This is a genomic window from Bradyrhizobium sp. WYCCWR 13022, from assembly GCF_030435535.1.
In the GTDB taxonomy this organism is placed as follows: domain Bacteria; phylum Pseudomonadota; class Alphaproteobacteria; order Rhizobiales; family Xanthobacteraceae; genus Bradyrhizobium.
In genome coordinates, this window is sequence record NZ_JAUIZJ010000016.1 from 241,194 (window position 1) to 261,969 (window position 20,776).

The 20,776-nt window shown below is 63.8% G+C and carries 23 protein-coding genes; 14 read left to right on the forward strand and 9 right to left on the reverse strand.

Annotated features, from left to right (window positions below; translation table 11 throughout):
* Positions 1–171 precede the first annotated feature (171 nt).
* Both rho and hemJ read right to left on the reverse strand, forming a co-directional pair.
* The gene (rho, locus tag QY049_RS24000) at positions 172–1,437 is read right to left on the reverse strand and encodes a transcription termination factor Rho (protein ID WP_008133567.1); all 1,266 of its coding nucleotides are present in this window, start codon (positions 1,435–1,437) and stop codon (positions 172–174) included.
* A gap of 261 nt (positions 1,438–1,698) precedes the next feature.
* Positions 1,699–2,133 (reverse strand): protoporphyrinogen oxidase HemJ, encoded by a 435-nt coding sequence (hemJ, locus tag QY049_RS24005; protein ID WP_258764450.1) that lies wholly within the window; start codon positions 2,131–2,133, stop codon positions 1,699–1,701.
* A 460-nt stretch (positions 2,134–2,593) separates the two neighbouring features.
* Here hemJ and QY049_RS24010 point away from each other — a divergent pair, with 460 nt between their 5' ends.
* The 4 genes from QY049_RS24010 to dnaQ are packed head-to-tail and all read left to right on the forward strand — an operon-like array spanning position 2,594 to position 5,437.
* Complete coding sequence (locus QY049_RS24010) at positions 2,594–3,439, forward strand: pyruvate, water dikinase regulatory protein (RefSeq protein ID WP_258764449.1); 846 nt, start codon at positions 2,594–2,596, stop codon at positions 3,437–3,439.
* An 8-nt stretch (positions 3,440–3,447) separates the two neighbouring features.
* Positions 3,448–4,056, forward strand: coding sequence for a Maf family nucleotide pyrophosphatase (locus QY049_RS24015; RefSeq protein WP_258764448.1), 609 nt, complete (start codon positions 3,448–3,450; stop codon positions 4,054–4,056).
* A 23-nt stretch (positions 4,057–4,079) separates the two neighbouring features.
* Complete coding sequence (gene coaE / locus QY049_RS24020) at positions 4,080–4,679, forward strand: dephospho-CoA kinase (protein WP_258764447.1); 600 nt, start codon at positions 4,080–4,082, stop codon at positions 4,677–4,679.
* A gap of 41 nt (positions 4,680–4,720) precedes the next feature.
* Entirely contained in the window at positions 4,721–5,437 is a 717-nt protein-coding gene (dnaQ, locus tag QY049_RS24025) for a DNA polymerase III subunit epsilon (protein ID WP_258764446.1), read from the forward strand.
* A 9-nt stretch (positions 5,438–5,446) separates the two neighbouring features.
* Here the strand turns inward: dnaQ and secB are convergent, their stop codons facing one another.
* Positions 5,447–5,932 (reverse strand): protein-export chaperone SecB, encoded by a 486-nt coding sequence (gene secB / locus QY049_RS24030; RefSeq protein WP_194478787.1) that lies wholly within the window; start codon positions 5,930–5,932, stop codon positions 5,447–5,449.
* A 409-nt stretch (positions 5,933–6,341) separates the two neighbouring features.
* Here secB and QY049_RS24035 point away from each other — a divergent pair, with 409 nt between their 5' ends.
* The 3 genes from QY049_RS24035 to QY049_RS24045 are packed head-to-tail and all read left to right on the forward strand — an operon-like array spanning position 6,342 to position 9,146.
* Positions 6,342–7,046, forward strand: coding sequence for a Tim44/TimA family putative adaptor protein (locus QY049_RS24035; RefSeq protein WP_194478786.1), 705 nt, complete (start codon positions 6,342–6,344; stop codon positions 7,044–7,046).
* On the forward strand, positions 7,024–8,559 hold the full coding sequence (locus tag QY049_RS24040) for a murein transglycosylase A (RefSeq protein ID WP_301269975.1): 1,536 nt from the start codon (positions 7,024–7,026) through the stop codon (positions 8,557–8,559). Before QY049_RS24035 ends, QY049_RS24040 begins: the two co-directional genes overlap by 23 nt.
* On the forward strand, positions 8,556–9,146 hold the full coding sequence (locus tag QY049_RS24045) for a Smr/MutS family protein (protein ID WP_258764444.1): 591 nt from the start codon (positions 8,556–8,558) through the stop codon (positions 9,144–9,146). Before QY049_RS24040 ends, QY049_RS24045 begins: the two co-directional genes overlap by 4 nt.
* On the opposite strand, the gene QY049_RS24050 is transcribed toward QY049_RS24045, so the two are convergent.
* The 4 genes from QY049_RS24050 to hslV form a co-directional block, all read right to left on the reverse strand.
* The gene (locus QY049_RS24050; protein ID WP_258764443.1) at positions 9,143–10,267 is read right to left on the reverse strand and encodes a hypothetical protein; all 1,125 of its coding nucleotides are present in this window, start codon (positions 10,265–10,267) and stop codon (positions 9,143–9,145) included. The two genes, QY049_RS24045 and QY049_RS24050, sit on opposite strands and share 4 nt — an antisense overlap.
* A 70-nt stretch (positions 10,268–10,337) precedes the next feature.
* Positions 10,338–11,642, reverse strand: coding sequence for an ATP-dependent protease ATPase subunit HslU (gene hslU / locus QY049_RS24055; protein WP_194478782.1), 1,305 nt, complete (start codon positions 11,640–11,642; stop codon positions 10,338–10,340).
* 52 nt (positions 11,643–11,694) lie between these two features.
* Positions 11,695–12,303: a DUF2585 domain-containing protein gene (locus QY049_RS24060; RefSeq protein WP_258764442.1), complete on the reverse strand. Its 609-nt coding sequence runs from the start codon at positions 12,301–12,303 to the stop codon at positions 11,695–11,697.
* A 6-nt stretch (positions 12,304–12,309) separates the two neighbouring features.
* Positions 12,310–12,870: an ATP-dependent protease subunit HslV gene (hslV, locus tag QY049_RS24065; RefSeq protein ID WP_258764441.1), complete on the reverse strand. Its 561-nt coding sequence runs from the start codon at positions 12,868–12,870 to the stop codon at positions 12,310–12,312.
* 253 nt (positions 12,871–13,123) lie between these two features.
* Here hslV and hisB point away from each other — a divergent pair, with 253 nt between their 5' ends.
* The 7 genes from hisB to coaA all read left to right on the forward strand — a co-directional run bounded on the left by hisB (position 13,124) and on the right by coaA (position 17,861).
* Complete coding sequence (hisB, locus tag QY049_RS24070) at positions 13,124–13,717, forward strand: imidazoleglycerol-phosphate dehydratase HisB (RefSeq protein ID WP_258764440.1); 594 nt, start codon at positions 13,124–13,126, stop codon at positions 13,715–13,717.
* Between the two features lie 68 nt (positions 13,718–13,785).
* Positions 13,786–14,316 (forward strand): DUF2628 domain-containing protein, encoded by a 531-nt coding sequence (locus QY049_RS24075; protein ID WP_258764439.1) that lies wholly within the window; start codon positions 13,786–13,788, stop codon positions 14,314–14,316.
* Complete coding sequence (gene hisH, locus QY049_RS24080; protein WP_258764438.1) at positions 14,313–14,963, forward strand: imidazole glycerol phosphate synthase subunit HisH; 651 nt, start codon at positions 14,313–14,315, stop codon at positions 14,961–14,963. Before QY049_RS24075 ends, hisH begins: the two co-directional genes overlap by 4 nt.
* Complete coding sequence (gene hisA / locus QY049_RS24085; protein WP_258764437.1) at positions 14,951–15,697, forward strand: 1-(5-phosphoribosyl)-5-[(5-phosphoribosylamino)methylideneamino]imidazole-4-carboxamide isomerase; 747 nt, start codon at positions 14,951–14,953, stop codon at positions 15,695–15,697. The genes hisH and hisA overlap by 13 nt, the downstream gene beginning before the upstream one ends.
* A gap of 3 nt (positions 15,698–15,700) precedes the next feature.
* Positions 15,701–16,474 (forward strand): imidazole glycerol phosphate synthase subunit HisF, encoded by a 774-nt coding sequence (gene hisF, locus QY049_RS24090; protein ID WP_194478777.1) that lies wholly within the window; start codon positions 15,701–15,703, stop codon positions 16,472–16,474.
* Between the two features lie 78 nt (positions 16,475–16,552).
* The gene (locus tag QY049_RS24095) at positions 16,553–16,876 is read left to right on the forward strand and encodes a phosphoribosyl-ATP diphosphatase (protein WP_194478776.1); all 324 of its coding nucleotides are present in this window, start codon (positions 16,553–16,555) and stop codon (positions 16,874–16,876) included.
* 28 nt (positions 16,877–16,904) lie between these two features.
* Entirely contained in the window at positions 16,905–17,861 is a 957-nt protein-coding gene (gene coaA, locus QY049_RS24100; protein WP_194478775.1) for a type I pantothenate kinase, read from the forward strand.
* A gap of 21 nt (positions 17,862–17,882) precedes the next feature.
* Here coaA and QY049_RS24105 read toward each other — a convergent pair whose 3' ends face one another.
* Together QY049_RS24105 and QY049_RS24110 are read right to left on the reverse strand one after the other, a co-directional pair.
* Positions 17,883–20,108: an ATP-binding protein gene (locus QY049_RS24105; RefSeq protein WP_258764436.1), complete on the reverse strand. Its 2,226-nt coding sequence runs from the start codon at positions 20,106–20,108 to the stop codon at positions 17,883–17,885.
* A gap of 124 nt (positions 20,109–20,232) precedes the next feature.
* Positions 20,233–20,703 carry a hypothetical protein gene (locus QY049_RS24110; RefSeq protein ID WP_258764435.1) on the reverse strand — a complete coding sequence of 157 codons (471 nt, stop codon included), beginning with the start codon at positions 20,701–20,703 and terminating at the stop codon, positions 20,233–20,235.
* Positions 20,704–20,776: the final 73 nt, after the last annotated feature.

Genomic DNA, 20,776 nt, shown 5'->3' on the forward strand with positions numbered 1-20,776 from the left:
CCCCGAACTCCGATTGACGGCCGGGTCCAAGTATTACGCAAATTTATCAAAAGCTTCCTGGACATACTGATTTCCAGCCCGCTCCCGCAAATTGCTGCACCTTGCCCGCAGCAAAGCCGCACAACAAAAAAGGCGCCCGAAGGCGCCCCTTGAGATCATATTGCACTGCACTCAGGTGTTCATGGAGTCGAAGAACTCCGAATTGCTCTTGGTCGAGCGCAGCTTGTCGAGCAGGAAGTCGATCGCGTCCATGGTGCCCATCGGGTTCAGGATGCGGCGGAGCACGTACATCTTCTTCAGCACCTGCGGATCGGTGATGAGCTCCTCCTTGCGGGTGCCGGAGCGGGAGATGTCGATGGCCGGGAAGGTACGCTTGTCCGAGACCTTGCGGTCGAGGATCAGTTCCGAGTTACCGGTGCCCTTGAACTCTTCGAAGATGACTTCGTCCATGCGGCTGCCGGTATCGACCAGTGCGGTCGCGATGATGGTCAGCGAACCGCCCTCCTCGATGTTGCGGGCGGCACCGAAGAAGCGCTTCGGGCGCTGCAGGGCGTTGGCGTCCACGCCGCCGGTCAGCACCTTGCCCGAAGACGGCACCACGGTGTTGTAGGCACGGCCGAGGCGCGTGATCGAATCGAGCAGGATGACGACGTCGCGGCCATGCTCGACCAGGCGCTTGGCCTTTTCGATCACCATTTCGGCGACCTGGACGTGGCGCACCGCCGGCTCATCGAAGGTCGACGACACGACCTCGCCCTTCACCGAGCGCTGCATGTCGGTGACTTCTTCCGGACGCTCGTCGATCAGAAGCACGATCAGATAGCATTCGGGATGGTTGTGCGTGATCGAATGCGCGATGTTCTGCATCAGCACGGTCTTGCCCGTGCGCGGCGGCGCGACGATCAGCGCGCGCTGGCCCTTGCCGATCGGGGCAACGATGTCGATCACGCGTGCAGACAGGTCTTTCCGCGTCGGATCGTCGATTTCCATGCGGAAACGCTGATTCGGAAACAGCGGCGTGAGGTTGTCGAAATTGACCTTGTGCTTGGCCTTTTCCGGGTCCTCGAAATTGAGCGTGTTGACCTTCAGCAGCGCGAAATAGCGCTCGCCCTCTTTCGGGCTGCGAATGTGGCCTTCGATGGTGTCACCGGTGCGCAGGCCGAAGCGGCGGATCTGCGAGGGCGAAACGTAGATGTCGTCAGGGCCCGGCAGATAATTGGCATCGGGCGAACGGAGGAAGCCGAAGCCGTCGGAGAGCACCTCGACGACGCCCTGGCCGACGATATCGGTCTCGGCGAGCGCGAGCTGCTTGAGGATGGCGAACAGCAGCTCCTGCTTGCGCATGGTGCTGGCGTTCTCGACCCCATTCTCCTCCGCGAACGAGACGAGCTCGGCCGGCGTCTTGGATTTGAGGTCTTCGAGTTTGATTTCCCGCATTGGGGTGGTCCTGTGGGGTAACCTTGGGAGGGGGTGCGAGGAGGCTCTGAAATGCGGACGTGAGAAGGTAAGGTCCGCAGGTCTGGCAAGGTTAAGTGCCGGTGGGGGCTTCAAACCTGATGCGGTGTCCGGCCTTCAAAAAGCTCGGACACAACCACATCCGCCTGCGTTGGGTGGGATATCGACAATATAGAAAATCGCTTTCCACTCCGCAAGCCGAAGCGATGAGCGATCGTTCACGATCCTTGCCTCAAATCTTGCCTAGAACGGCTTCACGATCACCATGATGACGATGATGATCATCAGGACGGTCGGCACCTCATTGATAATCCGGAAGAATTTCTGACTGTAGGGGCGGCGGTCGGCGGCGAAGTCCTTGAGCCAGCGGGAAAAAAAGCCGTGGACCGCGGACATCGCCAGGACCATTGCCAGTTTTACGTGCAACCAGCCGAACGTGAACCAATGGCCGGCCCAGGCGAGATAGAGCCCGGCGAGCCAGGTGACGATCATGGCGGGGTTGATGATCGCCTTGAACAGCCGCCGTTCCATCACCTTGAAGGTTTCAGACTGCTTCGAGCCGATCTCGGCTTCCGAGTGATAGACGAACAGCCTGGGCAGATAGAGCATGCCGGCCATCCAGGCGATGACCGCGATGACGTGCAGCGCCTTGATCCAGAGATAGACGTCTTCAAACATGCCCGGCATCCGACTTTCCGCCCAGCCGCTTGGCGGTCTGGGGATAGTAAGAACTCGTTAAGGTCTCACCTGCACACATATCCGTCCGGTGCGCCTTCCTCAAATCTAGAATCTTAGATTCTTAAAGGTTTGAGTCTGAGTGACCGTGGATTGGACTCATGCAACGCCGTCCGAGCGTTCGCGCGCGCTTGTTCACATCCATCAACATATCCCGGCGAGCGCAAGCCGTCCCGGATAAGCCCGGCGGCTTCAAAGGCTTGCGCCTTTCTGTCCGCAATCTATCAAGCGGGTTGTCCGCGTAATCCCGCTTCTCGTCTCGCGGGGCGTCAGACTTGTTCCGAGGGGCAGTGGTGTGAAGAAAATCGGCACTTATCCCGCCCCTGATGTCGCGCATCCCTTTCCGAGGGGTTAAGGTCCACAGAAATCCACAAACCACCCCAACGAAATTCAAAGAGTTTTTGTGCCGACCTCGAACAATTATTTTCATCTGCACCTCGTCTCCGACTCCACCGGCGAGACCCTGATCACGGTCGCGCGCGCGGTGGCCGCGCAATACGCGAACGTCACGCCGGTCGAGCATGTCTATCCCCTCGTGCGCAGCCAGAAGCAGCTCGACCGCGTACTCGACGAGATCGAGGAAGCGCCGGGCATCGTGCTGTTCACGCTGCTGGAGAAGGACCTGGTGTCCAGGCTCGAGGACAAGTGCAAGGCGATCAATGTTCCGAGCCTCTCGATCATCGGCCCGGTCATGCAGATGTTCGAAGCCTATCTCGGCGCTGCAACGACGGGGCGCGTCGGCGCCCAGCACGTGCTCAACGCCGAATATTTCAAGCGCATCGACGCGCTGAACTACACGATGATCCATGATGACGGGCAGCATGTGGAAGGGCTCGAGGAAGCCGACGTCGTGCTGGTCGGCGTGTCCCGCACCTCGAAGACGCCGACGTCGATCTATCTCGCCAATCGCGGCATCCGGACCGCCAACGTGCCGCTGGTTCCGGGCATTCCCGTTCCGGCGCAATTGGAGACGCTGACGCGGCCGCTGGTGGTGAGCCTGCATGCGACGCCGGAACGCCTGATCCAGATCCGCCAGAACCGTCTGCTCTCGATGGGTGCCGAATCCGGATCCGGCAGCGACACCTATACCGACAGGCAGTCGGTGACCGAGGAGGTCGCGTTTGCGCGCAAGCTGAGCGCCAAGCACGACTGGCCGCTGCTGGATGTCACACGGCGCTCGATCGAGGAAACCGCCGCCGCAATCATGAAGCTTTACAGCGATCGCCAGCGCAACCGGCCCTCGGACTAGTTTACAAGATGGGTCTGTGGCGCGGCACTTCTCCTCTGATCCTGGCCTCGCAGAGCGGCGCGCGAAAAATGCTGCTGGCCAATGCCGGGCTCGCATTCGAGGCGGTCACGGCCGACATCGATGAACGCGGCATTCAGGCCGCGTCGAAATTGTCGAACCCGCGAGAGATCGGCCTGCTGCTGGCGCGGGAAAAGGCGAAAGCGGTTTCAGCCAATCGTCCCGGAAGCTATGTGATCGGTGCCGACCAGACGCTGGCGCTTGGCGATCGTCTCTTCAACAAACCCTCGGGCCGCGAGCAGGCGCTGGCGCAACTGCACGATCTCGCCGGCCGCACTCACGAGCTGAATTCCGCTGTAGCCGTGGCGCGCGACGGTAGGATTATCTTTGAGGATGTCTCGGTCGCCCGCATGACGATGCGGCCAATGTCTGAGGCTGAGCTTTCGGCCTATCTCGATGCGGCCGGCGACGCGGTGACCACGAGCGTCGGCGCCTATCAGCTCGAAGGTCTCGGGATCCATCTGTTTGCGCGCATCGAGGGCGACCATTTCACCATCCTCGGCCTGCCGCTGCTGCCGCTGCTTGCGTTCCTGCGAAGCGAACGGCTAATTGCGGTGTAAATGACAGACATGGCTGGGCGCTGATGCGGATTCTCGGACTGACCGGCTCGATCGGGATGGGTAAATCTACCACCGCGAAATTGTTTGCGGAGGCCGGCGTGCCCGTCTACGACGCCGATGCCGCGGTTCATCAGCTCTACGAGGGCGAGGCTGCGCCGGCGATCGAGGCCGCCTTCCCCGGCACCACCACGAACGGCAAGGTCGATCGTCCCAAGTTGTCCGCGCGTGTGGTGCACGATCCTGCCGCGATCAAGCAGCTCGAGCAGATCGTTCATCCGATGCTGGGCGCTTCCCGGCAAAAATTCTTTGCCGATGCGGAAGCCGCGAAAGCCCCTGTCGTGGTCCTCGATATCCCGCTGCTGTTCGAAACCGGCGGCGAGAAACGCGTCGATGCCGTGGTCGTGGTCTCGACCTCGCCGGAAATGCAGCGCGAGCGGGTGCTGGCACGGGGAACCATGGACGAGGCCAAGCTTGACGCCATCATCGCCAAGCAGACGCCCGATGCCGAAAAGCGCATGCGGGCCGATTTCGTCGTGGATACCTCCCACGGACTCGAGCCGGTGCGCGCGCAAATCACGCACATCCTGGCCGAGGTCGTTAAGATGCCGCAGCGGCGGGCCTGATTCGCCGACTTCCACGGCTTGCGGCGCGGCGTCCTAAAATCATGCGTGAAATCGTTCTCGATACCGAAACCACCGGCCTCGATCCGCTGCGCGGCGATCGCCTGGTCGAAATCGGCTGCGTCGAGATCTTCAACCGCATGCCGACGGGTCAGACGTATCACGTCTATATCAACCCCGAACGGGACATGCCGGCGGAAGCCTTTGCCGTGCACGGACTGTCGGCCGAGTTTCTCTCGACCAAGCCGCTGTTCCACGAGGTGGTCGAGGAATTCCTGGCGTTCATCGGCGATGCGCCGCTGGTCATTCACAACGCCTCGTTCGACATCAGCTTCATCAACGCCGAGCTCGACCGGATCAAGCGCGCCCCGATTCCGCGCGAGCGGCTGGTCGACACGTTGCTGCTGGCGCGGCGCAAGCATCCCGGCGTGTCGAACCGGCTCGACGATCTCTGCTCACGCTACTCGATCGACAATTCCCACCGCACCAAGCACGGCGCGCTGCTCGATTCCGAGCTGCTGGCTGAAGTCTATGTCGATCTGGTCGGGGCGCGGCAGTCGCAATTGCTGCTGGCGTCGGAAACCCAGGAGATTCGCCTGAATGCTGGCGGCGACGCACCACGGCGGCAGCGGCTGGTGCCGCTCACGCCACGGGTGTCGGACGCCGAGCGAGAGGCCCATCGGGCCTTCATCGCAACGATGGGCGAGAAGGCGATCTGGAACGAATACCTGCCCGCTCCAGCCGCTCCTCCCGCCGGCTAAGCCTGCTTATCAGGCCTGGCCGGCCTGACCCTGGGCGGCCATCTGCCGCTCCATGTTCTGGCGATAGAGACCGACGAAGTCGACCGGGTCCAGCATCAGCGGCGGGAACCCGCCGTCGCGCACGGCGGTCGCGATGATCTCGCGGGCGAACGGGAACAGCAGGCGCGGGCATTCGATCATGACCAGCGGGTGCAGGTTCTCCTGCGGCACGTTGGCGATACGGAACACGCCGGCATAGGCGAGCTCGAACGAGAACATCACCTTGCCCGCGGTCTCGGCCTTGCCCTCGACCGACAACGTCACCTCGAACTCCTGATCGCTCAGATTGTTGGCGTTGACATTGATCTGGATGTTGATCTGGGGCGGCTGGCTCTGCGGCTGGAGCGAGCTCGGCGCGTTCGGATTTTCGAACGAGAGGTCCTTGGTATATTGCGCCAGCACGTTGAGCTGGGGAGCCTGGGCCGCCTCGGGAGGGGTGCCGTTACCGTTGGTCATCAAAGTGTCTCCTTACCCGATTGGGGCTGAATTTCGCGGCGGTTGGCTAACATAGGGCCGCCTCGTTCCACAAGGACGAACGGCCCCGGCGGGTCGATCGAGGCCAGCTTCACGTCTGCGACGTTTCACCCGCCCCGAATACCAAATTGCGCGTTAAACGCTTGAAGATGCGCGATTTCCGCCCAGGATCGGGTTTCCCCTTAAGCATAAAACGCGCTACACTTCTCGCTGTGCCAAAAGGCGCCATTGGCCGGGCCAAATTTCGTGCCTACATCGGCGGACGTGACGCGCGGGCCTAAAATGGTGATGTCATCTTGCCGTTCCGGTATGGAACGGTCTACTGGCCGGATTGATTTTCCCGGTAGCGACCCCAAAGAAGCCCTGAGTAAAGACCAGAAAGCGATACGACGTGGACATCTACACCATCATCTTCCTTGCGCTGGCGGTCTTTATTTTCCTGCGGCTGCGCAGCGTGCTGGGACAGCGAACCGGCAACGAGCGGCCGCCGTTCGACCGTACGGCGCGCAATGCGCTGGGTGGTGCTCCCGACAAGAACGTCGTGACCATGCCGGGCAAGGTGATCGACCAGCCGCCGCCGGCACCGACGGCGGAAGCGACCCCGCCTTCCGACCGCTGGAAGGGCCTGGCCGAGCCCGGCACCGCGCTGGCCCTGGGCCTCGACGCCATCGTCGAGAAGGATTCCACCTTCGACCCGCGCCACTTCCTGTCCGGCGCTCGCGGCGCCTACGAGATGATCGTGCTGGCCTTCGCCAATGGCGATCGCCGCTCGCTGCGCGATCTCTTGTCATCGGAGGTCTATGAGAGCTTCGACGCCGCGATCAAGGATCGCGAGAAGAACGACCAGAAGACCGAAACCCGCTTCGTCTCGATCGACAAGGCCGAGCTGGTCGGCGCCGACGTGCGCGACCGCACGGCGCAGCTTACCGTGCGCTTCGTCTCGCAGATGATCTCGGTTACCCGCGACAAGGCCGGCAATATCGTCGACGGTAACGCCGACAAGGTCGCCGACATCACCGACATCTGGACTTTCGCCCGCGACACCACCTCTCGCGATCCGAACTGGAAGCTGGTTGGCACCGGAAGCGCGAATTAAGAGTTTCCTGAAGAACGGCGCGACGGCGCTTTGCGCGGGCCTCGTCGTGCTGGCTTCGTTTTCGCTTGGCGCAGAAGCTGCCCGGCGCCACTACCGCAGCCATCATCATCGCCATCCCGAAGTGGCCGCGATGCCTCCGCGCGCGCTGCCCTATCCGCAGCTGCCTCTCCCGTTCGAAATTCCCGGCGCGCAATATCTGCCGCTGGCCTGGGCGGACGTGAAGGGCTGGAGCGATGACGATCATCTTGCCGCCTACAGGACGTTTCGTGCCAGCTGCCGTTCGATCAACGCGCAGACCGGCGCCTCCGAGCCGAAGTCCCTCGAACTAAAGGCTCTGGGCGGCTCGCTGAGCGAGCCCTGCCGCGCCGCCAGGTCGCTCCAGCCGACCGACGAAGCGACAGCGAAGAGTTTCTTCGAGAACAATTTTTCGCCGCTTCGAATCTCGCGCCTCGGCGAGCCCGACGGCTTCGTCACCGGCTATTACGAGCCGGTGCTGGAGGGATCGCGCACGCAGACCGATGTCTACAACGTTCCGGTCTACCGCCGCCCCTCTAACCTGTTCGTGCGCGGCTTCAACCAGGCCTCGGTCAGCCTGCCCAACAAGGGACCGGTCTATCGCAAGATCGGCCGCCGCAAGCTCGTGCCCTATTACGACCGCGGCGAGATCGAGGACGGCAAGATCGCCGGCCGCGGACTGGAGATCGCCTGGCTGAAGGATCCGACCGATCTGTTGTTTGCCCAGATCCAGGGCTCGGCGCGGATCAAGTTCGACGATGGCAGCACCATCAGGCTCAACTACGATTCCTACAACGGCTATCCCTACACGGCCGTGGGGCGCATCCTGATCGAGCGCGGCATCATTCCGAAGGAAGAGATGTCGATGCAGAAGATCAGGGAGTGGATGGCGCAGAACCCCGACGGCGCGAAGGAACTGCGGCGGCAGAACCGCTCCTACATCTTCTTCCACGAGGTCAATCTGTCCGACAAGGACGAGGCGGTCGGTGCGCAAGGCATTCCGCTGACCGCCGGCCGCTCGATCGCGGTCGACAAGTCGCTGCACGTCTACGGCACGCCGTTCTTCATCGAGGGCGAACTGCCGATCGAGTCCGATCGCGCCAAGACGCCGTTCCATCGGTTGATGATCGCACAGGACACCGGCTCGGCCATCATCGGCCCGGCGCGCGCCGATCTCTATTTTGGCGCGGGCGCCGAGGCCGGCCGCGTCTCGGGCCGGCTGCGCCATCCCATGCATTTCGTGATGCTGGTGCCGAAGAGCCTCGATCCCAATCTGCGCGCAGCCAGGCTGCCGGTGCCGGATCCGCGGCCGTCGGAGAAGATCGCAAAACTGTTTCCGCAGCCGCCCGCAGCGAAGCCGGTCGTATCAGCCGCAACTTCCGGCAAGGACGAGACCGTCGCCGTTGCGAGCCCGGTGCCGTTACCGGCGCCGCGTCCTGTGATAGAACCTGTCCGCGAACCGGGCAGGCACATGAAAACCCGTTCCCACCAGCAATGAAGCGATCGTCCCGTCCGCCCGTGCTGGATCCGCGTCCCTCGCCGCGCCGTCGGGTGCTCAGCGAGGAAGACCGCGAACTGTGGGACCTCGTCGCAAGGCAGGTGAAGCCGCTGCGGAAGCATCGTGCGACGAAGCTGCACACCGCGCCGCGCGCCGAGTCCTCGGTCGCTGCGCCGGCTCCTAAGCCCACGCTGTCGCCGCGCCCCTTGGCTGCGGCCCCGGCCCCACGTCCGTCCAAGCCGGCGATGCCACCGCTCGCCCCGCTCGGCAAGCGCGAGCGCGCGAAACTGTCGCGCGGCCGCAGCGAGATCGACGCGCGGCTCGACCTGCACGGTATGACTCAGATGCGCGCGCACCGCGCTCTCACCGGCTTCCTGCACCGCGCCCATCATGATGGCCTGACATTTGTGCTGGTTATCACCGGCAAGGGCCGCAGCGGTGGTGAAAGCGGCGTGCTCCGCCGTCAGGTGCCGGAATGGCTCAGCCTGCCGGAATTCCGCGCTTTCGTGGTCGGGTTCGAGGAGGCTGCCATCGGCCACGGCGGCGAGGGCGCGCTGTATGTGCGAATTCGGCGGGCGCGCTTCTAAAACGGTCGCACGATCCCGACGCGCGGGATCAAGGTGATGATCAGGCCGAAGATGTTGGTCTTCTGATCCCCTTCCGGAATCAACGTGGTCTCCTGCCTCGCCGGCAGCATCTTCACCGCATGCAGGATCAGGAACATGCAGACTGCCCAGTTCGAGATCCAGCGCGAATAGTCGAATACCATGACGAACATCACGAGATAGGCGAGGCTGACGCCGATCAGCGCCGCGATCACGAGGCGTCGGTGTATCTCGTTCGCGAGCGCGCCGATCAGGCTCGCAAAATAGCGCCATAGCGGCGTGTGCAGCCAGATCAGCAGAGCAAACACGGGAATGCCGAGGCTGTTGTGCGGCAGGCGGCCCCAGGTGTCCGAGATCTCCTTCGCAAGCGGCTGGTACCAGATGTAGGCGAATTGCAGCAGATCGGTGCGCGACGGATCGGCCATCCTTGTCTTCAAGTACGCGACGAAATCCGCCTCCGGGATCGGCATCGTTCCAAGGAATTGCGCGGCGAAGAACAGCGCGGAGACGACCGCAAGGGAGACGATGCCGAATGCGACATTGCCGCGATTGAGACCGTAAGCGAGGTAGTGCCTGGCCACGACGATGGTGACGATCGTCGGCACATACATCAAGAGATGAATGTGGTGGATCAGGACGAGTAGAATCGAGAACAGCGCCGCCGTCGCCACGAACAGCAACGAACCCGCCGGCATCAGCAGCAGGATGATCGCGAGCGCACAGCCATAGATGTCGAAATGGCCGAGCGTGTGCATGAAGTTCTTCAGGAAGAACGGCGAGCCGGCGATGAAGACGAACAGAGGCAGCGTCTTCGCCGTGAAGCCGAACGTCCTCTGAAACAGTTTTGCGTAGAGCCCCAACGTCACCAGCCACGTCACCCCGCCGAGCGCGAACACCCACCAGACCGGCACCTTGTCCGCAAACAGCGCGACAACAGCTCCGATCAGCGCGCGCTTGATGAAGCCGAAATGGTAGTCGACGAGGAGATGGATGTAGGGGACGTAAGGCGGCAGCTGGATCTTGTGAACGAACACGCCTGCTATCACCGCCGCGTTGATCGCGAGCAGCAGCCGCCAGGGGTTTTGGAGGATTTGTTTCAACAAGACCGTCGGCGGTAATGGGTCCTGGCTTTCGCCAGGACGACGACCCGATAGATAGCGGACTGGCCCGGAATTACAAAATGAACCGGCTCAGATCGGCGTTCTTGGCGAGGTCGCCGACGTGCTTCTGCACGAAATCGGCATCGACCCGGACGGTCTCGCCGTTGCGGTCGGGGGCGGTGAAGGAGATCTCGTCCAGCACCCGCTCCATCACGGTCTGGAGCCGGCGGGCGCCGATGTTCTCGACCGTCGAATTGACGGCGACCGCGACGTCGGCGAGCGCGTCGATGGCACTGTCCGTGATGTCGAGCGTGACACCCTCGGTCTGCAGCAGCGCGACATATTGCTTGATCAGCGAAGCCTCGGGCTCGGTCAGGATGCGGCGCATGTCGTCGCGGGTCAGCGCCTGCAATTCGACACGGATCGGCAGGCGGCCCTGCAACTCCGGCAACAGGTCGGACGGCTTTGCGACATGGAAGGCGCCTGATGCAATGAACAGGATGTGGTCGGTCTTCACCGCGCCGTGCTTGGTCGAGACCGTGGTGCCCTCGATCAGCGGCAAGAGATCGCGCTGCACGCCCTCACGCGAGACGTCGCCGCCGACGCGGCCGTCCCGGGCGCAGATCTTGTCGATCTCGTCGAGGAAGACGATGCCGTTGTTCTCGACCGCGCTGATCGCCTCCAGCGTCAGCTGGTCGGTGTCCAGCAGCTTGTCGGACTCCTCGTTGACGAGGATCTCGTGCGAGCCTTCCACCGTCAGGCGCCGCGTCTTGCTGCGGCCGCCCATCTTGCCGAAGATGTCGCCGATCGAGATCGCGCCCATCTGCGCGCCCGGCATGCCCGGGATTTCGAACATCGGCATGCCGCCGCCCGAGGACTGTGTCTCGATCTCGATTTCCTTGTCGTTGAGCTCGCCGGCGCGCAGCTTCTTGCGGAAGGATTCCCGCGTCGCCGAGCTGGCATTGGCGCCGACCAGCGCATCGAGCACGCGCTCTTCGGCGGCGAGCTGGGCCCGTGCCTGTACGTCCTTGCGCTTGCGCTCGCGCACCTGGGCGATCGCGACCTCGACGAGATCGCGCACGATCTGCTCGACGTCGCGGCCGACATAGCCGACTTCGGTGAATTTCGTGGCCTCCACCTTGAGGAACGGCGCATTCGCAAGTTTTGCCAGGCGCCGCGCGATCTCCGTCTTGCCGACGCCGGTGGGGCCGATCATCAGGATGTTCTTCGGCAGAACCTCTTCGCGCAGCGAGCCGGTGAGCTGCTGCCGGCGCCAGCGATTGCGCAGCGCGATCGAGACGGCGCGCTTGGCGTCACCCTGGCCGACGATGAAGCGGTCGAGTTCGGAAACGATTTCGCGGGGAGAGAAGTCTGTCATGGCACCTTAGCTAGGATTAGAAGCCGGCGGGGACAAGCCGCTTTTTTGACCGTCAGATGATCGGTGGACCGGATTGCCATTGCTTCACGGCTTCGATCGGATGGACGAGCATCAGGACGTTGAGCGTCAGATTGTCGCGAATGTGCAGCGCCAGCATGATCTCGAAGGCGAGCCCGAGCGCGACGGTGGCCGAGATTGGCAGCACGCGTGCGGTGAGGAAGCCCAGCACCATGAACAGCGTGTCCGAGACCGAGTTGACGATGCTGTCGCCGTAATAATCCAGCGAGATCGTGCCGGCGCGGTAGCGCTCGATGATCACGGGCGAATTCTCGACGACCTCCCAGGCACCCTCGATCAGCATTGCGATGATCAGGCGCGCAGGCCAGCCGAGGCGTCGCGAGAACAACAGCCACGTCAGTCCGTAGAACAGGAAGCCGTGCAGCACGTGCGAGAAGCTGTACCAGTCGGCGATGTGCTGGGAGTTCTCCGAGCTGTTCACCACGCCGTGCCACAGCTTGACGTAGCCGCAGGTGCAGATTGGCACCCGCCCCATCGCAAACAGGATCGAGGCCTGCAGCGCCAACAGCAGCAGCGCGATGCCGGCCCAGGCGAGCGGCGGTATCGCGGTTTTGATCGGGCTGACGCTGCGGGCCGAGGTCATTCGCTTCTAGCCGGCCGTCAGCGCTTCGATGGTAACGTTGCGGTTGGTGTAGACGCAGATGTCGGCGGCGATGTCGAGGGAGCGGCGGACGATGGTCTCGGCGTCCTTGTCGGTGTCAACAAGGGCGCGGGCCGCGGCCAGCGCGTAATTGCCGCCGGAGCCGATCGCCATCACGCCGGCCTCGGGCTCGAGCACGTCGCCGGTGCCCGTCAGCACCAGGGAGACGTCCTTGTCGGCCACGATCATCATGGCCTCCAGCCGTCGCAGGTAGCGGTCGGTGCGCCAGTCCTTGGCCAGCTCGACCGCGGCCCGGGTCAATTGCCCCGGATACTGCTCGAGTTTGGATTCGAGGCGCTCAAAGAGCGTGAAGGCGTCGGCGGTGGCGCCGGCAAAGCCGCCGATCACGTCGCCCTTGCCGAGTTTCCGGACCTTTTTGGCATTGGACTTGATCACGGTCTGACCGATCGAGACCTGGCCGTCGCCGCCGATCACCACCTTGCCGCCTTTGCGGACGGTCAAAATCGTAGTGCCGTGCCAGACCGGCAAGCTGTTCTGGGAATCCTGCATGAAATACCTCGTTGTCCGGCCTGATTTAGGCCGTCGGGGGCAAAGGGACAACCGGCACCCAACGGGCCGTTCCGGACCCAAATTCGCTCACCATAGGCGGAAGTAGAGGCCCGGCCAGCCGTTCCCGCAGTAGCGAAGGCGTCATTTGGCTGTTAAGAGACTGGCGTTTTCGGCCCCGAGCGTGATCCCGGAAAAGTGGGTACCGGTTTTCCGAGAAGGATCATGCTCAAATAGAAGCGAAAGCCAGCTTTCAATGCGCACCGCGACGATCAAGCGCAAGACCAAGGAAACCGACATCGAGGTCTCCGTGAACCTCGATGGCACCGGCGTGTCCAATATTGCGACCGGCATCGGCTTTTTCGACCATATGCTCGATCTCCTCGCCCGCCATTCCCGCATCGACCTTACGGTCAAGGCGGTGGGCGACCTGCACATTGATTATCACCATACCACCGAAGACACCGGCATCGCGCTCGGCCAGGCGGTCAAGCAGGCGCTCGGCAACATGGCGGGCATCACCCGCTATGCCGGCGTGCACATGCCCATGGACGAGACGCTAACGCGCGTGGTCATCGACATTTCGGGCCGCCCGTTCCTGGTGTTCAAGGCCGACTTTCCCCGCGACAAGATCGGTGAGTTCGACACCGAGCTGGTGCGCGAGTGGTTCCAGGCCTTCGCCATCAACGCCGGCGTGACTCTCCACGTCGAGACCCTATATGGCGATAACAGCCACCATATCGCCGAGTCCTGCTTCAAGGGCCTGGCGCGGGCGCTGCGCACCGCGGTTGCGATCGACCCCAAGGCGGCGGGCGAGATCCCGTCCACCAAGGGCTCGCTTGGCGGCTGACATCTCCGGTCTCGGTGGCTGACGCCGCCGGCGGCCTCGACTTCATTCTCGAGAACGGGGCATCGAAAATGCCTGTCTACACAGTTCACGCTCCCTTCCCTGGCGGGGCCGATCTGCGTGCGACCGACAAGTTCGTGTTCGTGCGCGACAGCTTCCATTTCTGGGCGATGGTGCTCGGCCCGGTCTGGCTGGCCTGGAACAGGCTTTGGCTGGCGCTGATCGGCTGGATCGTCTTCCTCGCCGCGTTCGATGCCGCCCTGCACAGTCTCGGCCTCGGCCGCACCACGATCTTTTTCGCCAACGTCATCGTCGCGCTGCTGATGGGTTTCGAGGCCTCGAGCCTGCGCCGCTGGACGTTGTCGCGCGGCGGCTGGCGGCAGCTCGACGTCGTCGTCGCTGATGACGAAGACACCGCCGAGCGGCGCTTCTTCGAGCGCTGGAGCAAGGCACAGCGTGGCATCGTCAACGATCAATGGGCCGTCGATCGTGGCGGCCCGCCGCCGACCCGCAGCGTGCCGGGTCAGCCATTCTCGAACCCGCCGCCGATTCCGGCTGGCGGCATCATTGGATTGTTTCCAGAACCGGGAGGGTCAAGATGAGCGTCGCCATCATCGATTACGGTTCCGGGAATCTGCATTCCGCCGCGAAAGCCTTTGAGCGCGCCGCGCGCAGCCTGGAGAATCCGCAAAAGGTCTTCGTCACCAGCGATCCCGATCAGGCCTATGAGGCCGATCGTCTGGTGCTGCCGGGCGTCGGCGCCTTCGCCGATTGCCGCCGCGGTCTCGACGCCGTCAACGGCATGGTCGAGGCGATCACCGAAGCCGTGCGCGTCAAGGCGCGGCCGTTCTTCGGCATCTGCGTCGGCATGCAGTTGATGGCGAGCCGCGGCAAGGAGCATGTCATCACCGAAGGCTTGAATTGGATCGGCGGCGACGTCGAGAAGATCACGCCGCGCGACGAGGGCCTGAAGATCCCGCACATGGGCTGGAACACGCTCGAGCTGCTGCAGGAGCATCCGGTGCTCAACAAGCTGCCGCTCGGGCCGAAGGGTCAGCACGCTTATTTCGTGCACTCCTACCACCTCAACGCGGCCAATGAAGCGGACGTGCTCGCGCGCGCCGATTACGGCGGGCCCGTCACCGCGATCGTCGGCAAGGACACCGCCATCGGCACGCAGTTTCACCCCGAGAAGAGCCAGCGCTTCGGCCTCGCCCTGATCTCGAACTTTTTGCGATGGAAACCGTGATCCTCTTTCCTGCCATCGACCTCAAGAACGGCCAGTGCGTGCGCCTCGAGCAAGGCGACATGGCGCGCGCGACCGTGTTCAATCTCGATCCCGCCGCCCAGGCGCAAAGCTTCGTCACCCAGGGGTTTGAATATCTCCACGTCGTCGATCTCGACGGTGCCTTCGCCGGGAAACCGGTGAATGCGCGGGCCGTCGAGGCGATGCTGAAGACGATTCCGATCCCGGTGCAGCTCGGCGGCGGCATTCGCGATCTCGCGACCGTCGAAGCCTGGCTCGAGAAGGGCATCACCCGCGTCATCATCGGCACCGCGGCGGTGCGCGATCCGGAACTGGTGAAGGCGGCGGCAAAAAAATTCCCCGGCCGCGTCGCCGTTGGCCTCGACGCCCGCGACGGCAAGGTCGCGGTCGAAGGCTGGGCCGAGACTTCGCAGGTCACGGTGCTGGAGATCGCACAGCGTTTCGAGGATGCCGGCGTTGCCGCCATCATCTTCACCGACATCGCGCGCGACGGTCTTCTCAAGGGCCTGAACCTGGATGCGACCATCGCGCTTGCCGACGCGATCTCCATTCCGGTGATCGCCTCTGGCGGCCTCGCCTCGATCGAGGATGTGAAAGCCATGCTGGCGCCGCGGGCGAAGAAGCTCGCCGGCGCGATTGCCGGCCGCGCGCTCTATGACGGCCGGCTCGATCCCGCCGCCGCCCTCACCTTGATCCGCGACGCGCGCAGGAGCTGACAGATGTTCAAGGTGCGCGTGATCCCCTGCCTCGACGTCAAGGACGGCCGCGTCGTCAAGGGCGTCAACTTCGTCGATCTCAGGGATGCCGGCGATCCCGTCGAGGCCGCGATCGCCTATGACGCGGCTGGTGCCGACGAGCTGACCTTCCTCGACATCACCGCGACCCACGAGAACCGCGGCATCATGCTGGACGTGGTCCGGCGCACGGCCGAGGCCTGTTTCATGCCCGTCACCGTCGGCGGCGGCGTGCGCAAGGTGGACGACATCAAGACGCTGCTGCGCGCCGGCGCGGACAAGGTCTCGATCAACAGCGCCGCGGTGTCGCGCCGCGAGTTCGTCAAGGAAGCTGCTGAAAAATTCGGCGAGCAGTGCGTGGTGGTCGCGATCGACGCCAAGCGGGTCAAGCGCCCGGGCGGCGACCGCTGGGAGATCTTCACCCATGGCGGCCGCAACTCGACCGGCATCGACGCCATCGAATATGCCCAGGAAGTGGTCTCGCTTGGCGCGGGCGAGCTTCTGCTCACCTCGATGGACCGCGACGGTACGCGGCAGGGTTTCGACATCCCGCTGACCCGGGCGATCGCCGACAGCGTTCCCGTTCCCGTGATCGCCTCGGGCGGCGTCGGCAATCTCGACCACCTCGTCGACGGGATCCGCGACGGGCACGCCACGGCCGTGCTGGCCGCCTCGATCTTTCATTTCGGGGAATTCACCATCCGCGAAGCCAAGGAGCACATGGCCCGGCGCGGGTTGCCGATGCGCCTGGATGCCTGACGACTCCCGTTCATAAAAATGCTACACAGGCCGGTGGGAAACGGCCTGTCTGGCCGGATGTGTTTCTGAGTATTCCGTATGCCGCGTTTCACCATCCACGACCTTGCCGAGACCATCGATGCCCGCGCGGCCTCGGGTGGCGAGGCCTCCTATACCCGCAAGCTCCTCGACAAGGGCGCCGAACATTGCGCCAAGAAGTTCGGAGAGGAAGCAGTCGAAACCGTAATCGCAGCAGTCGAAAACGATCGCGCGCATCTGATCGCCGAGAGTGCCGACCTGCTCTACCATTTCCTTGTGTTGCTCAAGGCCCGCGGCGTAAAGCTGGAAGAGGTCGAAGCGGCGCTCGACAAGCGCACGAACATGTCCGGACTGGAAGAGAAAGCGTCGCGCAAGAGCAACTAGCCAGGCTCTCAACGGAGAAGGTGGCGTCATGGATATCCGCGCACCCGAGCAGCAGTATAATCCATATCGCGTCTATTCGCGCAAAGAGTGGGCGCGTCTGCGCGACGATACCCCGATGACGCTGGAGCCGGGCGAGTTCGACCGGCTGCGCTCGCTGCACGATCGCCTCGACCTCAAGGAAGTCGAGGACATCTATCTGCCGCTGTCGCGCCTGCTGTCGATCTATGTCGATGCGATGCAGCGTCTGTATTACGCCGAGCGCCAGTTCCTCAACATCAGGGATCGCAAGGTCCCCTACATCATCGGCGTCGCCGGCTCGGTCGCGGTCGGAAAATCCACCACGGCCCGCGTGCTGCAAGCGTTGCTGGCGCGCTGGTCGCCGCGGCCGAAGGTCGAGCTGATCACCACCGACGGCTTTCTCTACCCGAAGGCCCTGCTCGAGCAGCAAGGAATTTTGCAGAAGAAAGGCTTTCCGGAGAGCTACGACCTGCCGCTGCTGCTCAGCTTCCTGTCCGACATCAAGTCGGGCCGTCGCCATGTGCGCTCGCCGGTCTATTCGCATCTGACCTACGACATCGTGCCGAACGAATGGGCAGAGGTCGACCAGCCCGACATCTTGATCGTCGAGGGCGTCAACGTCTTGCAGACCGGCAAGCTGCCGCGTGACGGCAAGGCGGTGCCGGTCGTTTCCGACTTCTTCGACTTCTCGGTTTATATCGACGCCGACGAAGAGGCGCTGCGGCGCTGGTACATCAAGCGCTTCCTGGCGCTGCGCGACACCGCGTTCACCAATCCAAAATCCTACTTCAACCGCTACGCGTTGCTGTCGGACGATGAGGCTACCGCCACGGCGACCGCGATCTGGGAGCGCACCAACCTCGCCAATCTCGAGGACAACATCCTGCCGACGCGGCCGCGCGCGACGCTGATCCTGAAGAAGGGCGCGGATCACGCGGTGGAGAGCGTGGCGCTCAGAAGGCTGTAAGCCGCAAGGAGAGAGCGCGGGCTACACCGCCAACTGCCGCGCCGCTGCCAGTCCCGCCAGCGCCTCGTCCAGCTTCTCGCGATCGAGCGGCTTGATCAGAAATCCGTTCATGCCTGCGTCGAAGCAGGCGTAGCGATCTTCCACCAGCGTGTTCGCGGTCAGCGCGAGGATCGGCGTGTGCCGGCTGCCGGTGGCGGCCTCGTGGATGCGGATGCGTTTGGTCGCCTCGATGCCGTCGAGCTGCGGCATCTGGATATCCATCAGAACCAGGTCATAGGGCGTACCGGCCGAGCTCGCCGAAAGCCAGGATTCCAGCGCGGCCTCGCCGTGTACGGCGATGACGACGCGATGGCCGAGCTTGGTGAGCAGCGACCGCATCAGCAGTGCGTTGATCTCGTTGTCCTCTGCGACGAGGACCGAGAGGCCGCCCGCGGGCGTTCTTCCGTGAGCCGGCTCGACAGGCTCGGGTGCGAGATCGGGCGAGGCGACTTCGGGCGTCAGCGCGAGACGCGCGGCGAGCGAGGCGGCACGCAGCGGCTTGACCAGGAAGCCGGTGAAATCAGGCGACAGCTTTTCATGGCGCGAGCTCGGTGTCAGCAGCACGAGCCGTTGCGTCGCGTGGGCGCGGGCGGCTGCGCCGAGGCGATCGGTGACGACGGGGCCGAGCGCGCGATCGAGCAGCACCGCATGCCACGAGCGCTCCGGCAGCAACGCTTCGGCGACGGCCGCGTCTGCGACCAGGCAGGTCTGGCCGCCCCAGCGTTCCAGCCGCCGTGCGATGAGAGATGCTTCGATGCCTTCGGCCACCAGCAGGATCGACTTGCCGGCGAGATCGGGACTCGGGAACGTCGTTTGCCCGGCCTCGCCCTGCGCGAGCGCGAAGGGAATTGCGACCTCGAAGGTCGAGCCCTTGCCGGGCGCACTCTCCAGCGTGATGCGGCCGCCCATGCGCTTGACGATGCGTTCGCTGATGGCGAGGCCAAGGCCCGTGCCGCCATAGGTGCGGGCGACGCGGTCGTCGGCCTGCTCGAATTCGCGGAAGATGCGCGACTGCGCTTCGGGCGCGATCCCGATGCCGGTGTCGCGGACCAGGAAGCTGATCTCGTTCGGCCAGATGCCGGGCTCGACGATCAGCGCCACGCCGCCCGATGCGGTGAACTTGATGGCGTTGCCGGCGAGGTTGAGCAGCACCTGGCGCAGCCGCGCGGCATCGCCGGTGACTTCAAGGGGCAACCGCTCGTCGACATAGGCCGCGATCTCGAGCTGCTTGGCCTGCGCGCGCGGCGCCAGCAGCTCGGTGACCTCCTCGATGAGGGTCGAGAGCGCAAAGGGGCGTTGGTCGAGATCGAGCTTGCCGGCTTCGATCTTGGAGTAGTCGAGCAGCTCCTCGATCAGCGCCATCAGCGCTTCGCCCGAGGTTTTCACGGCCCTTGCATACGTGGTCTGCTCCGGCGTCAGCGTGGTGTCGAGCAGGAGGCCGCCCATGCCGATGATGCCGTTCAGCGGGGTGCGGATCTCGTGCGAGGCCATCGCGAGGAACCGCGATTTGGCGCGGTTGGCGGCGTCGGCCTGGTCGCGGGCATCGGACAGTGCGCGCTCGGTCTCGGTGCGGTCGGTGACGTCGCGCCCGACGCTCTGCAGTTCGGCCGGTTGGCCGGCATCGAGCCGCACGAAACCTTCGCGCCAGGCGATCCAGCGCGCGCCGAGCGGGGTGGTGATCTTCTGGTCGTGAATGCGCGTGCCGTTGCTCTCGCGGGCGCTGTCGCCCTGCTCCAGCACGTCGAAATCGAACCGCGTGCCGACCAGCGCACTGCGCGCCTGCCCGGCCAGTGCGCAATAGGCGTCGTTGGCGAAGGTGATGCGGCCCTGATGGTCGCGCAGCACGATCAGATCACCCTGCGATTCGAACAGGCTGCGGGCGCGCTCTTCGGCTTCCTTCAGCTCCCAATTGCGGTCGATCAGCGCCTCGTTGTGCGCGGAGAGCTTCTTCATCCGCTTGTTGACGAAACGCAGCCGCATGCTGAGCGTGGCGAGGCCAAGGCAGGCCAACGCGAACAGGAAGCTCGCGCCGATCGCAAAGGTGTTGGGGTCGTAGCCGGAATTTTCCGAGCGGCTGCCGGTGACGAAACCATAGGCGCCGCCGAACGTCGCAGAGAAGATCATGAAGGAGCGGATCGCGAAGGCAATCCTGGGGTGCTGTCGCCTGAAGCGGCGCATGCGCACCTTGATCCGGAACGTCCGACCCATTGCCACCGACCCCGACTCTCGTTCGAAACCCGCCACCGCCGTGCGCGACGATGTCTTGCCGACCTTGCGAACAGCTTGAGGCTTTGGGGCGGCCTCGAAACAGGGTTGACGAGATCTTAATGTTTCAGAGCGAGGCGGCCTGGAGGGGCAGCGGGTGGCCGCCATGAGCGCCGACGATCAGGGCCGCGGCCTCCTGCTGCGAGAACGTCTTCGAGCGGACATAGATGCGGTAATCGGCCGGGCCGTCGGTGGATAGATAGATCACCGGGCCGCCATCGACCGGCTGCGCGGCAATCGTGACGAGGCGCGTCGCCGGATTGGGCTGGCAGGACTCGGTCTCGGAGCCGAGGCCATCGTCCACGACCGCGAAGTCCGCGGCGTTCGCATCGTCGGTGATCTGGACCCGCACCGTGGCCCGCGACAGATCGTCGGTGAAGGCGACATGGACGCCGGCTTTCCAGAACAGGGATGTCAGCTCGACCGAGGTGTCGCCGAGGGCGATGCAGGGATGCGAGACCGATCCGATCTCATTGCGGGCGAACACCGCAGCCGCCAACAGGGGAACCACTGAGGCCAGGATCTTGAAACGCAACATGACACTCTACTCGCCAAGAACTCGCCAAAGGCCGGACTGGAACTTGTGGGCCTTATGGTTTGCAGAGCGTAAA